Origin of the sequence: Streptomyces sp. B21-083 (assembly GCF_036898825.1) — a bacterium.
Lineage (GTDB): Bacteria > Actinomycetota > Actinomycetes > Streptomycetales > Streptomycetaceae > Streptomyces.
The window spans coordinates 4,161,349-4,176,248 of record NZ_JARUND010000001.1 but is presented as its reverse complement, the minus strand read 5'-3'; the positions used below and the strand labels follow the sequence as shown (position 1 = coordinate 4,176,248).

The following is a 14,900-nucleotide window of genomic DNA, read 5'->3' as shown; positions in this document are numbered from 1 at the left end:
CGATGCAGGGCGTGAGCGCGGCCCTCGCGGGCACGATCGCTCAACTCACCTCTCCGGGAACGGCGATGACGGTGATGGCGGCGGGGTCGGTGTGCGTGACGGCGGGGCTGGTGGCGGCGGGGCGACGGGAGGGGCGCGGGACCGCGGTCCCCGGATCGGACGGCGAACTCCGGCAGGGGTGGTTCGGGGATGATCCGGCGGCTGCTGGAGGGGGTGATCGGGGGAGTTCGAACTGAGAACGGGTCCGTCGCCGGGTGCGCCGTGCGTGAGGCTGGGGAAGAACTGGGCGTGACCGTCTGACCGTTCACGAGCGACCGGTTCGCCAAGGGGGACCCACTCGGATGACGACGCGTGACGAACATACGGAACAACCCGCCTCCGACAAGCCCGGCACGGACGAACCGGCCTCCGACGAACCGGCCTCCGACGAACCGGCCTCCGACGAACCGGCCTCCGACGAACCCGGTGCCGACGACGACGGTGTCTCCGAGTCCGAACGGCTGCTCTTCGGGGGGCCGTTGAGGTACGACATGGGGTGGAACCAGCATCAGGGGTCGTTCCTGGAGCTGGGGCTGCGGACCATGGTCGCGCGGATGCCCCGGCTGATCGGCGCCACCGTCCGGCTCGCCCACCGGGCCGACCCGCGCGCCCTGCGCCGGGTGGCGGTCGCCGAGTTGGGCGGGGGAGTGGCGCAGGCGGTAGGGCTCGTCGCCGTCAACCGGGTGCTCACCCAGCTGCTCGGCGGCGGCGACACCACCGACCGACTGCGGGACGCCGTACCGGCGTTGGTGGTCGTCGCGGTCACCGCGATCGTCGGGGCACTGTTGCGGTCCGCGTCCACCGCCGGTACCGGGCGGCTGGAGCCGAAGGTGTTCCGGGTGGCGACCGAGGAGTACCTGGAGCGGGTGGCCCGGGTCGAGCTGGCCGCCGTGGAGGACGAGGAGTTCCACAAACTGCTCGACTCCGCCCAGTACGGAGCCGAGTCCGCGCGCCGCATGATCCGCTTCTGTACGTCCGTCATGACGGCGGGCATCGCGCTGGCCGCGGCCGCCGGGGTGCTCACCGTGCTGCATCCGGCCCTCCTCCCGCTCCTCGCGCTGATGACACTGCCCAGCGCCTGGAGCGCGCTCACCATCGCCCGCCGCCGGTACGTCTCCTTCCACACCTGGGTCCAACACGCGCGCGCGGGGCAGCTGTTGGGGCGGCTGCTGATCGACACGCAGGCCGCGTCCGAGGTGCGGGTGCACAACATCGGGCCGTTTCTGCTGCGGCACTTCAGGACCATGGCCGAGACGGGGGAGCGGGAACAGACCCGGCTCGCCTCACTGGCCGCCCGTACCGGGCTGATCGCGTCGGGGTGGACGGGCATCACGACGGCCGCCGCGTACGGCGTGCTCGGGCTGCTGCTGTGGACGGGGGCCATGGACCTGGCCGTCGCCGGTACGGCGGTCATCGCCATCCGGACCGGCTCCGCCAACCTGGAGGGACTGGTGGTCCAGCTCAACTACCTTTACGAGGAGAGCCTGTTCGTCGCCGACCTGGAGCGGCTGTGCCAGGAGGCGGACCGTCGGCTCATCCCGGAGACCGGTCGCCCGCTGCCCGCGCATGTGAACGCCATCCGCTTCGAGAACGTCTCCTTCACGTACCCGGGCACGGACACCGACCCCGCCCTCGACGCGGTGAACGTCACCATCCCCGCCGGCCGGATCATCGCGCTGGTCGGCAACAACGGTAGCGGGAAGAGCACTCTCGCCAAGTTGCTGTGCGGGCTGTACGCGCCCGACGCGGGCCGCATCCTCTGGGACGGGGTCGACTCCACCGAGCTCGACCGGGGTGACCTCTTCGACCGGATCGCCGTCGTGGCCCAGGACTTCTACCGCTGGCCCTTCACCGCCCGGGTCAACGTCGCCATCGGCCGGCCCGACGCCCCGCACGAGGACGAACTCCTGCACGCCGCCGCCGAGTACGCGGGCGCCGACGAGACCATCGCCGCCCTGCCCCGTGGTTGGGACACGCTCCTAGCCCGCGGTTACAAGGGCGGCCACCAGATCTCCGGCGGCCAGTGGCAGCGCCTCGGTATCGCCCGCGCCCGGCACCGGGACGCCCGCATCCTGGTCGTCGACGAACCGACGAGCGCCCTGGACGCGGAGACCGAGCAGCGCGTCTTCGACCAGATCCGCAGCCTTGCCGCGGCGGGCCAGACGATCATCCTGATCACCCACCGGCTGCACAGCGTCCGGCACGCGGACGAGATCTACGTCATGGAACGGGGCCGGGTCGCCGAACACGGCACGTTCGCGGACCTGTTGAGGGCCGACGGTGACGGGCCGGGGCTGTTCCGGCGGATGTATCTGGTGCAGTCGGAGCAGTACCGGCTGGACGGCGAACAGTGAGTCGGGAAGTGATCCACATCACAAGAGTGTGATGTGAGGAAAGTGAAGGAAGCGCACCTCGGGGATCGAGCGACGGGACGGGCTCGGCGTCCGGTTCCTGGGCCCTGTACGGGGGCGTGGACCTGTCGGGTGCCCTGCGGATCCAGCTGACCATCTTCGGTACGCACATGGGGTGGCCGTTGGCGAAGGGTGAGGCGTCGGCGACAACAGCGCCGGCGACGGTGAGACCGACCGCCTGACGCACCCCCCGGGGAGACGACGAGGGGCCCTTCCGTCCGGTCACCGGACGGAAGGGCCCCTCGGTCGTGTGCCCCTGGCGTCAGCCCAGGCGCTGTACCGTCGTCCAGCCGTCGGCGCCCAGCGTGTCCGGGGACGCGTCGTTGGCCGTGGCGGAGCCCGAGAACATGAGCAGGGCGCCGGCCGAGTTGGTCGCCAGCATGTCCGGGACACCGTCGCCGGAGATGTCCGGGCTGCCGTACAGCAGCGGGTAGGCGGCGGTCGTGAACGCGGTGGCGCCGTAGACGTAGTCGCCGTCCAGGCTGCCGCCCGAGGTGCCCAGGCTGCTGAGGACCGTGCTCACCCCGTCGCTGCCGAGGATGCCCTTGCGCAGCACGATGTTGCCCGCCGTGGTCCGGTACGTCAGGTCCATCGCCTTGTCGCCGTTGTAGTCGGCGATGGCCACGAAGTCGCGGCCCTCCCAGGAGGTGGTGGTGTGCTGGGTGGCGGTGGTGAAGGCGCCGCCCGTGTACCCGGAGAGGATCCACAGCTCGCCGCCGCCGACCCCGCCCGCGACGAACAGCTCGGGCCGGCCGTCGCCGGTGAGGTCGCCCGCTGCCTTCATCTCCGACCAGGTGGACGGGGCGGGCATGTTGGCGGGCAGCCGTACCTCGACGCGCTCCCTGACGTTGACGGCGCCGTAGCCGTCACCGGGGTAGATGAACAGCCGGTTGTCCGGGGTGCGCACGACCCAGTCGGTGACGCCGTCGCCGGGGGCGAAGTCGCCGTTGTGGGTCACCAGCGCGTACACGGGGTTCGCGGCGTCGCCGTTCCAGATGTGCGGGGCGGTGGCGGCGTCCGCCAGCAGCGTCCCGTTGGCGTGCGTGCCCCAGGTGCTGGCTCTCCACTTGCCGTTCTGGTCCGTCGTGTCGATCCAGAGGTTGCCCGCGGCGGTGACGTGCCCGTAGTCGGGGGAACCGTCGCCGTTGAGGTCACCGGCGCTGTCGGCGGTCGGGCGCGGGGTGACGTAGAAGGAGTGCTTGTACGGGTTGGGGGAGATGTTGCCCGCCGAGTCGACGGCCTTCACGTAGAGGGTGTTGGGGCCGGCCGAGGGCGGCTGCATCCCGGTGTAGTCCTCCGTCGACGTGATGACGGTGGTGCAGGTGGCCGCGCCCGTGCCCTGCTTGGTGCCCGCGCAGGCGTAGTGGTCGTAGGTGGTGTTGTTGATCGAGAAGACGAACTTCACGATGTCGCTGTCGGCGCCCTTGGTGAAGGTGAAGTTCCCGGCGGTGCCGAACTTGACCGTGGACCAGACCTCGCCGTTGTTGTCGTTGTCGCTGTCGGCGGGGAACTGCGCCGAGGTGACGTTGGTGGGCGAGTCGGGGAGATCGCTGTCGTAGTGGAAGCGGCAGAACCCGGAGCCGCTGGTGGGCGAGAACACGCTGCTGACCTTGGCGTCCCAGGAACGCACCCGCCACACGTAGTTGTTGCCGTTGGCCAGCGCGAACCTGGTGGAGTCGAGCTTGACCGAGGCGGTCTCGCCGTCGTCCACCGAGTCGGAGAAGTACTTGTGGGTGGTGTCGTACGACCCCTCGCGCCAGACCTCGAACTCCAGCCTGGCGAGGTCGCTGTCGGGGTCGGTGGCCTTGGCGCTGATCGTCGGAACGGTCTTGCCCAGGTTGATGTAGGGCGACGCGCTGGTGTCGCAGGAGCCGGGGCTCATGGTGACCGAGGTCGGGGCGTTCGGCTTGCGGTTGTAGGTGACGGCGATCGTCGGCGAACCATTGCCCTCCGCCTGGAACTTCTTCCAGGAGTACGTGTCCGTCTCCAGGCTCGACGCGGAGGTGGTCGGCGCGGAGGACGAGGTCGAGGCCACCATGCCCACGTTGAAGGAGCTCCACCCGTTGTCCGCGGCGTCCTGGAGCAGCGAGGTGACGGTGAAGTTGACGTTGGTGTCGGGGCAGGAGCTGTTGGACTTCCAGCCGTAGGCGAACGACTTGGACGTGATCTTCTTGCTCCAGCTGGGCTGCCTGTTCCAGGTGGTGCCGCTGGAGAAGGAACCGGTGCGCCACAGCTGCATCGTGCGCTTGCTGCACGACCAGGAGTGGGTCTCCAGGACCTTCAGGGTGGCGCTGGAGACGTCCGCGCCCGTGATGGTCTTCTGCAGCTTGAGCTTGAAGAACGAACGCGAGGTGCCCCAGGTGTCACGCTCGAAGCCGACGCGGGCCTCCTTGGTGTCCTGGTTGTAGTTGGCGCCGTCGTAGAAGCTGGAGCTGGGGTACTTCTTGTACACGCTGGTCCAGTTGGACCGTAGCGCGGAGGTCGAGGGGTCCAGGAACAGCGGGTAGACCGGCGCCTTGGCGCCCGTCCGGTCGAGGTAGTCGCCCGGCGGGGTGATGGTCAGGACGCGGCTGACCTGGTTCAGGGAAGCCCCGGCGGTGGTGGCGTGGCCGCCCTCGCCGGGACCGTTGACGGCGGGCAGCGCGAGGGTCTCGTTCGAGGCGGCGGCCGGGAGGGCGTAGGCGACGGGGTCGGCCTGCGCGACCGCTTCGGCCTTCTCGACGTCCTCGGGGTCCTCGTTGGTGCCGGTGGCGGCGTCCGGGTCGGCGGTCGGGGTGTCCGTGTCGTGCGTGCCCGCCGAGTCCCACAGGAACGGGGTGGGCGAGACGGTGATCTCGTTGCCGTCCTTGTCCTCGCCCCGCATGACGTCGGTGGACGGGTCGAGCGAGAACGCGAGCGTGGGTGAGGTGAAGCGGTAGCGGGGCGGGTTCGCGGCCAGCGCGGCGGCGGCCTCCGGGGTGTGGATGACCAGGACGTGGGTGTACCCGCTGTCCCGCGCGGTCAGCATCAGGTCGACGTCCGGGAACACCCCCTCGTACAGCGCCCGGTTGTCCTCGACGACCGGCTCCGGGAGTGTGCCGGGCCACTCGACCTGGACGTCGTGGCCCTCGACGGACATCGTCAGGAGCGAGGTCCAGGCGGGTTCGGCGTCGTCGGCGGCCGGTACGGCGACGGCCGCGCGATCGCTCGTGGCGCGATAGACGGCGGTGTTGACGGCCGACGCCCCGGCATTGACCGGCGATTTACCAGAAATACCCGCGCTGTTTACCTTGGATTTACTTTCACTTGGGGGGCGGCTCGGGTCTCCCGAACTGAAAGTCACGGGATGGGGGCTGTTCACGGTGGACCAGCCGGCCTTTCCCTCCCGCAGCGAGGTGTCGACCGGGGCCCACTTTCCCTGGGCGTTCTTCGCCCGCACCGGCGCCACGGAGGCCGTGTAGGTGAAGGAGCCGTCGGGATTGGCGAAGGTCCGGGAGAACTCGTCGGTCAGCGCGGCGACTTCGACCTTCTTGCCGGTCCTGCGCGCCTTTCGCTGGGCCGCGTCCTCGGCGCCGACCGCGCTCTTCGCCGGCTTGGCCTTCGCGTCCGCCCCGGGTGAGCTCTTCGTGGCCGGCGAGTCGTCGCTCAGGGCCAGGACGGTGGCCCCGCCGGCCAGTAGCGCGAGGGCGACCGCGATGGCTGCGCCGCGTCTAACTCCCCGTCTTCCAGGGGGTGTTGGTGCACTGGTGGTCGCTTCGCCGGATGCGGCGGCGGCGCTTTCGTGGTCGCTCAAGGAACCCTTCTCCAACACGCTGGGCCGCGTCGCGGTGAGGCCGCTGCGGCATGGCTCTTCGGGTTGTCCTCGGGCCTGGCTTGTCCCACCGTGCGAACGCGCGACCCCCCGTTTTCGGACGGTTGGAGTATGTGCAAGCCGACCCGTCGAGATCAACACCCCGATGCAGGCGGGGCGTAGGGGGGCCGTAAGCAGCATCCGGAAATGGAGATTCTTTGCCGTTCTTTGTCTGATTTTGGCTAGTGACATAGCTAACACAAACTTATCCGATCTTGACGCGGATCTCCGAAAGGGGTCAATTTCGACCCGTCATTGATCACCATGTGCCATCACTGCGACCGTTTCCGTCATGGGCCCGGACGTTGCCGATGGCGTGTGGTTACGGGGAGGGGTCGGTCGACCATGCGTGGGGGATTGTCGTGGTGCGGCAGAGGTTGGCTGACGGAGAGATCGCCGCGTGACCGGCTCCTGCGCCGAAGAGCGCGCCTCGGAGTCGTCGCCGTGCTGTTCCTCGCCCTCAACGTCACCTCGTTGCAGGGCGCTGTGGCGTTCGGCCCCGACAACGACGCCCGTACGACCGTCGAGTTGGACGATCCGCAGAAGACGGACGCCGTCCCGCTCGACGAGGCCAAGACCGACAACCTGGAGCAGCTCGAGGCGCCCGCGCTGGAGAAGCTGACGGACTACACCCCGGCCGCGGTGGTCGAGGTCCCGGCGGCCGTCGATCTGACCGCCCCGGTCGCCGACGTGACAGCGGGCGGCGCCCCCAAGCAGGTCGCCGCCTCCGCCGACGGCACCGTGACCGTCGGCGTCACCGCGCCCGCGGGCACCACGCAGGCGCAGGCAGACTCCCTCGAAGGCGCCTGGAACGTCTCGGTCAAGCCCGAGACGGAGGCCGTCGCCGCCGGCACGCAGGGCCTGCTGCTCCAGGTCGACGCCCCCGACACCGCCACCGGCGACGCGGTCGTCCAGATCGACGCGACGCGCTTCGCCGAGACGTACAGCGCGCAGTGGCTGGACCGGCTGTCCTTCGCCCTGATGCCCGCCTGCTACGCGACCACTCCTGAGCTGGAGGAGTGCTCGACGGGCCTCCCGGTGACCACCGAGGTCCAGCGCACCACCGACGAGGTGACCGTCTCGGTCGACGCGGGCGGCGACTCCTCCGGCTCGGACACGGACCCCGGCGAGGACGGCGCGACCGACGAGACCAGCGACTCCACCGACAAGACCAAGGACATCCAGGAGACGCTGCTCAACCTGACCGTCGACACCGCCGCCCTGGCATCGGTTTCCACGGCAACGGCCACGTCCTCGTCCACGAGCGCCTCCACCGCCGCGAGCACCGGCAAGGGCTCGGCCGAATCGGCGGTGTGGCGCGGCGACAGCCAGGCCGGTGTGCGGCAGGCGGCCGACTCCTCCGCCGGCGGGCTGCTGGTCGGCACCTCCTACGGAGCGGGCTCGGGCGGCGACTTCGCGGCGACCCCGCTGTCCTCGGCCGGTACCTGGTCGCAGGGCGGCTCCTCGGGCGCGTTCACCTACGCGTACACGATGGCGGGCCCGCAGGTCCCCTCCGGCCCGTCCCCGAACGTGACGCTCAGCTACAACTCGCAGTCCTCGGACGGCCGTACGTCCGCCACCAACAACCAGGTCTCCTGGATCGGCGAGGGCTGGGACTACAACCCGGGCGCGATCACCCGCACGTTCGTCGGCTGCGCGGCGGACACCGCCGACGCGAACAACGACAAGCACTTCACCGGCGACCAGTGCTGGGGCTCGAACAACGCGGTGCTGACGCTGAACGGCACCACCACCGAGCTGGTACGCAGCGACACCGACGGCACATGGACGACCTCGCGCGGCGACAACACCCGCGTGGAACTGCTGACTTCGGCCGACTACAAGACCCTCATCGGCGACCCCAACGCCACCTCCAACAACGGTGACAACAACGGGGAGTTCTGGCGGGCCACCACCAGCGACGGCACCCAGTACTACTTCGGCATGAACCGCCTGCCGGGCTGGACCTCCGGCAAGGAGGAGACCCAGTCGGTCCTGAAGGTGCCGGTCGCCGGCAACCACAGCAGCGATCCGTGCCACGCCACCAAGTTCGAGGACTCCTTCTGCGACCAGGGCTGGCGCTTCCAGCTCGACTACGTCGTCGACCTCAACGGCAACGCGATGTCGCTGTGGTGGAACAAGGAGACCAACGCCTACGCCAGGAACAACAAGGAAGCCAAGGCGGTCGAGTACGACCGGGCCGGCTACCTCTCCCGCATCGACTACGGCCAGCGCTCGAACACCCTCTACTCCACCGAGCCGCTGGGCCGGATGAAGTTCACGGCGCAGCAACGCTGCTTCGAGAAGGACGGCGACTGGAAGTGGAACTGCTCCGACGCCAACTTCGACTCCAAGCAGTCGTACCTCACCCGTCCGTGGTTCGACACCCCCGCCGACCTCGCCTGCAAGACGGGCGCGAAGTGCTCGACGTACGCCCCCACGTTCTGGTCGCGCAAGCGCCTGGCGACGGTCACGGCGTGCGCCCAGCGTGAGCAGGGTGTGCGGCTGACCGAGTACAACTCGGCGGACGACACCGGCTCCCGCAACGCCTGCGGCATCGACGACTCGACGTACGGCACCACCGCCCTCTCGAAGGTGGACGCCTGGAGCCTCGACCAGTCGTTCCCGTGGGGTCTGACCGGTGAGTACACCGCGCTGTGGCTGGAGTCCATCACCCGTACCGGTTACGCGGTCGACGGTTCGACCGCCCGCCTGAACCCGGTGGTCTTCGGCCGCAACAAGCTCGTCCTGCCCAACCGCGTGAAGAGGGCCACGGGCGACACCGACCCCCTCTTCGGCCGACTGCGCATCCAGGACGTGGTCTCCGAGTACGGAGGCCGCACCCACGTCACGTACCTGGCACCCGAGGACGCCTGCCTCACCGGCAAGGACTTCCCCGAGGTCGACGAGAACACCCTGCGCTGCTATCCGGCCTACTGGCACGCGGACGGCGAGCTGACCGACAAGCGGATCTCCTGGTTCCACAAGTACGTGGTCGGGTCGATCACCGAGTATCCGCAGCTGGCGGACGCCACGGACGTCACGACGACGTACGAGTACGAGACGAACACGTCCGACAGGACGGTCGGCGCCCTGTGGGCCAAGAACCAGGCGGAGTTCTCCCGCCCGAAGACCCGCACCTGGGACGACTGGCGCGGCTACCCCGTCATCACGACGATCTCGGGTGTCCCGTCGGCCCCTGACGGCAGCGTCGCCGCAAAGTCTGTCACCCGCTACTTCCGGGGCATGAGCGACGACGTCCTCGAGGACAACACGCCCGAGAAGCCCGACGACGACGTCAAGCGCTCCTTCAAGTTCAAGGACATCACCGGCGCGGACATCGCGGACGACCGCCAGGCGTACGCGGGCATGGTCGCCGAGTCGCTGACCTACCCCGACGCCGGCGCCGCCACGTCGTCGGGCTGGCTGTCGCGCACAGTCAACTACCCTGACGCGCCGGTGCGGTTGGCCACCCGTGACCGGAAGGACGGTCCGGACGTGGTGTCCGAGCGGGTGACGCTCGACACCGTCAAGACGATCACCAAGTCCTCGGGCACCCGGCCGGGAGACCCGGCGACGCTGCGCACGGTGAAGACGCAGACCGACTACGACTCGTACGGACTGCCGACCGTGGTCCGCGAGTACGGCGACGAGGCGAAGACCACCGACGACTCGTGCACCCGCACGTCCTACGTGAACAACGACTCCACCGCCACGGACAGCGTCCACCTGATCGGCCTGGTCAACCAGACGATCACGACGACCGGCACGACCGCCTGCTCGACGGCCCTGTCGGCATCCACGGCGTCGACGCTGGTCACCGGCTCGCGCGTCTACTACGACGGCTCCACCGACCTCGGGGCGGCGCCCACCAAGGGGCAGTCGACGCGTACCGAGACGCCTACGGGAGCGGGCACGGGCTGGGAGGCCACCAACCCCGAGTCGCGGACGACGTACGACGCCTTCGGCCGGGTCACCAAGGTGACGGACGCGAGCGGACTGACCAACCTCACGACCTACACGCCGGACTCCGGCCAGGTCTACGAGATCAAGACGGTGCAGGGCACCAAGCTCGACAGCGGCGGTGCGGAGACCGGCCTCGTCTCGACCACCAAGGTGGAGCCCGGCCGAGGCGCCACGCTGACCTCGACGGACGCCAACAACCGGGTCACGTCGTACGCGTACGACCCGCTGGGCCGCACCATCGAGGCCTGGGACCCGACCCAGCCGGCCACGGACGACCCGACCGTGCGCTACACGTACAACACGGTCGCCGAGAAGCCGGTGTCCGTGGTCACCGAGTCGCTCTCGGACAACCCCACCAGGGGCAAGGACGGGGAGAAGGCCGTCTACAAGGCCTCCACCACGATCTACGACGGCCTGGGCCGTGAACGCCAGTCCCAGACCCCGGCGGTCGGCGGCGGCAAGCTGATCACCGACACCTTCCACAACGCGGCCGGCCAGGTCAGGTTCACCCGCAACGCCTACTACATGGCGGACGACCCCGGCACCGACCTGATCGTGCCCGCCTCCGAGTCCCTCGTCCCCAACGCGACCACCTACACGTACGACGGTCTGGGCCGTGTGCTCACCGTCACCCCCGTCCACCACTCCTTCGCGCAGACGGGCTCCCCGGCCGCCGACGGCAACGCGACGGTGCAGACGACGGATCGCCGCACCCGCTACGAGTACGGCCTCGACTACACGATCGTCCGCCAGCCGAAGGGCACACCCGGCTCCCGGGTGTGGACGGACGCGCTGGGCCGCACGGTCCAGCAGGACACGTACAGCGACACGACGCTGACCGAGGCCGGCGCGATCAGCACGACGTACGACTACGACCTGCGCGGCGACATGACCACGTCCACGGACGAGGTCGGCCACACCCGCACCTGGAAGTACGACGCGCTCGGCCGGGTCACCGACACCACCGACCCGGACACCGGCGCCACGCACACGGACTACGACACCTACGGCCGCGTGGGCACGGCGACCGACGGCCTCGGCGGCAAGACCGGCTACAGCTACGAGCGCTACCACCGGGTGTCGGAGGTCAAGTACACCGCTCCGGGCGGGACTTCGGGCAGCACGGTCCAGTCGTACGGCTATGACTCGGCGCCCGGCGGCAAGGGCCAGCTGGCCTTCGCGACCCGCTACAACGACGGCGGCAAGGCGTACACGACGTCGGTCGCCGGTTACACGGCGGACTACCAGCCGACGTCGATGACGCTGAAGATGCCCGACGGCACCACCTCGGGCACGACCGCGGACGGCTTCAAGACCAACTACACGTACGACTACACGTACAACGACGACGGCCAGCTGGAGAAGTACACGACTCCGGAGGTCGGCGGTCTGACCGCCGAGACCGTGATCAACCGGTACAACGAGGCCGGACTCCCCACCACCGTCTCCGGCCGGGACTGGTACGTCGCCGAGACGTCCTACTCGCCCTACGGCCAGGTGATGCGCTCCACGGTCGGCGAGGTCGGCCACCGCGTCTGGCAGGACAGCAGCTTCGACGAGTCGACAGGTGAACTCCTCACCAGCAAGCTCGTCCGCGAGAACGCGACCGACACCAGCGTCACCGGCAACACGGTGAGCACGCGCGGGTACGCCTACGACCCGTCGGGCAACATCCTCTCGGTCGCGGACAAGATCGGCTCGGGCACCACGGCCCCCACCGACCAGCAGTGCTTCACGTACGACACGCTGGGCCAGCTGAAGACGGCGTGGACCACACCGAACGGCGGTGCCTGCACGGCCGCCGGCAAGACGACGGCCGAGCCGGTGTACTCCGACGGCAAGGTCAACGTCTCGTCCAACAACGACGGTTACTGGCAGTCCTACGACTACGACGTGCTGGGCAACCGGAAGTCGAAGACGGTCCACAAGGCGGACCCGACGGTCACGTCCGGGGTGGTCGACACCAAGAACGACGTGACCACCGCCTACAACTACGGCAAGAGCGAGGACACGGCGGTCAGGAACGACCAGCCGCACACCCTGACCTCGTACGACGCGACGAGCCACACGGCTGCCGGGGCCGAGGTGAAGACCCGCTCCACGCAGACGTACGACGCGGCGGGCAACCTCATCAACCGCACCACCGGCGGCGACACGTCCCAGGGCCTCACCTGGACGTGGGACGGCCAGATCGAGACGGTGACGGGCTTCGGCCCGGACGGCTCCGGGCCCTGGCTGGGCACGTCCGACATGTGCATGGACCTCTCCGGCGGCAACCCCGCGGCCGGCAGTGTCATCCAGATCTACGCCTGCAACGCGTCCAAGGCACAGAACTTCCGCCTCAAGGCCCTCGACGCCGACAACAACGGCACCGTCGAGAACGCGGCCATCGGCCAGTTCGTGGTCGCGGGTGCCTGCGCCCAGCCGACCAGCGCGGCGGCGGGCGCGGCGGTCCAGGTCCAGCCCTGCAACAAGGACACGGCGACGCAGCTCTGGGAGGTCCAGGACACGGGCCTCCTCAAGCTCAAGGGCACCACGCTGTGCATGAACGCCCCGTCGACCGCGAACAGCACCGACCTGGTCCTGGCGACCTGCTCGGCCTCGGCGACGGGCCAGGTGTTCAAGCCGGCCTCGAAGACGACGTACGTCTACGACGGCATGGGCGACCGCGTACTGGAGCGCTCGACCGCCGGTGCGGTCCTGCACCTGCCCGACACGACCGTCTCCCTGACGGTGTCGGGCAAGGTCCGCTCGGCGGAGCGCACCTACGGCCACGGCGGCGCCCCGACGGTGACGCGTTTCCGCGAGGCGTCCTCGACGACGGGCACCAGCGAACACCTCTTCGCCCAGGCCGTCGACAACAACGGCACCCCGCTGGCCGAGGTCCGGCTGGACGGCGGCCAGGCGGTACGGGTGACGAAGAAGGACCCGTGGGGCGAGGACCGCAAGGCCTACAACACGTCACGCTCGAACACGGCGTACGCCACGGGTGACGACGACAAGGCGGCCGGCCTGGTCCACCTGGGCGCCCGGGAGTACGACCCGGCGACCGGCCGCTTCATCTCGGCGGACCCGGTCCTGGACCAGAGCGACCCGCTCCAGGCGAACGGCTACTCCTACGCCAACAACAACCCGGTCACCCACTCGGACCCGTCGGGTCTGACGTCTTCGGCATCGAGCTTCGACGCGTCGATAGCGGCGCTGGACGCGAAGATCGCGGACTTCCAGCGCACCCTGTCGACGTCGATCGGCGACGTGATCCTGTCGGTCGGCTGGGCGGTGTTCAAGGAGTTCATCGGCTGGAACGACGTGGTCGGCTGCTTCTCCCAGGGCGACCTGTGGGCCTGCGGCAGCCTGCTGATGGACGCGATTCCGTGGACGAGCGTTTTCTCCAAGGGCAAGAAGATGTTCAAGGCCTTCAAGGCGACGATGGGCGCGGTGAAGGCCTGGAAGGCAGCGAAAGCCGCGGCGGAGATCGGCCTGAAGGCGGCGAAGGCGGCGAAGGCCGCCCTGATCAAGGCGAAGAAGGCGGCGGAGGCCGCCGCGGCAGAAGCAAAACGCAAGGCGCGGGAGGCGGCGAAGGCCGCAGCCGAGGCCGCGAAGAAGAAGGCCCACACAGGCTCCAAGGGCGCCCGGGGCAATACTCCGCAGGTTCAGGCTCGCAAGACGGCACAGTCGAAGGGGTCGTCGGGCGGGGGCCGGGCGGAGAACAAGTCCGGCGGGAAGCGGGGGGATTCGGGGCGGGAGGATTCGGGGGGCGGGTCCGACGGAGGTTCTGGCGAGGGCGCGAGCTGCTCGATCAACAGCTTCACCCCGGAGACCCGCGTCCTGATGGCCGACGGCTCGACCAAGGCGATCAAGGACGTCAAGGTCGGCGACAAGGTCATGGCCACCGATCCCGAAACGGGCGAGACCGAGACCGAGACGGTCACCGCCGAGATCAAGGGCAAGGGCCTCAAGCACCTGGTCAACGTCACCATCGACACCGACGGCAAGAAGGGGTCGAAGACCGCCGAGGTCACCGCGACCGAGGGCCATCCGTTCTGGGTCCCCGAACTCGGTGAGTGGATCGACGCGACTGACCTTACGGCTGGCCAGTGGCTCCAGACAGGATCCGGGACCCTCGTCCAGATCACCGCGGTCGAACGCTGGACGGGCCAGAACGCCACCGTCCACAACCTCACCGTCAGTAGCCTGCACACGTACTATGTGCTGGCAGGGGCCTCGCCTGTCCTGGTTCACAACTGCGGTTCCGCCGAAGAACAGGGAAGCGGCAACGTCTGGAAGAGCAGCGAAGAGCTCAGTAACGCCACCGGAAAAACGACAGCATCCAGGAATCGTGCCATTGATGCCATCATCAACGAAGATTTCCCGGACCTCGATCTCACCTTCCGCCCCGTTTACAGCTACGGGGTCAACTCCGGCATGGCGATGCCCAACACAGGAACGCAAATTGGATACAAGAGGTTTGGGAGCCGGGCGCTCCTTCGCACCACGGTGATCCACGAGGAACTGCACCACCGCTGGTTCGCGCGCGGTCTCCGCAACCATCATCCACGCGATGGCTCCGGGACATCGGATCGATTTTACGGAATCGTCGAACGCTACAAGTCGATCAGGGGCTGGCAATGACAGAACAGGCAGCTCAGCTACCC

At 68.9% G+C, this 14,900-nt stretch carries 4 protein-coding genes; 3 read left to right on the top strand and 1 reads right to left on the bottom strand.

What is annotated here, in order from left to right; translation table 11 throughout:
• Positions 1 to 11 precede the first annotated feature (11 nt).
• Together QA861_RS18615 and QA861_RS18610 are read left to right on the top strand one after the other, a co-directional pair.
• Positions 12 to 236, top strand: coding sequence for a hypothetical protein (locus tag QA861_RS18615; protein ID WP_443041505.1), 225 nt, complete (start codon positions 12 to 14; stop codon positions 234 to 236).
• A gap of 294 nt (positions 237 to 530) precedes the next feature.
• Positions 531 to 2,393, top strand: a complete 1,863-nt coding sequence (locus QA861_RS18610) for an ABC transporter ATP-binding protein (protein WP_334590616.1) — start codon at positions 531 to 533, stop codon at positions 2,391 to 2,393.
• Positions 2,394 to 2,712: 319 nt separating this feature from the next.
• Here QA861_RS18610 and QA861_RS18605 read toward each other — a convergent pair whose 3' ends face one another.
• The gene (locus tag QA861_RS18605; protein WP_334589451.1) at positions 2,713 to 6,222 is read right to left on the bottom strand and encodes an FG-GAP-like repeat-containing protein; all 3,510 of its coding nucleotides are present in this window, start codon (positions 6,220 to 6,222) and stop codon (positions 2,713 to 2,715) included.
• 501 nt (positions 6,223 to 6,723) lie between these two features.
• Between QA861_RS18605 and QA861_RS18600 the strand changes: the two genes are divergently transcribed.
• Positions 6,724 to 14,877 carry a ricin-type beta-trefoil lectin domain protein gene (locus tag QA861_RS18600; protein ID WP_334589450.1) on the top strand — a complete coding sequence of 2,718 codons (8,154 nt, stop codon included), beginning with the start codon at positions 6,724 to 6,726 and terminating at the stop codon, positions 14,875 to 14,877.
• Positions 14,878 to 14,900: the final 23 nt, after the last annotated feature.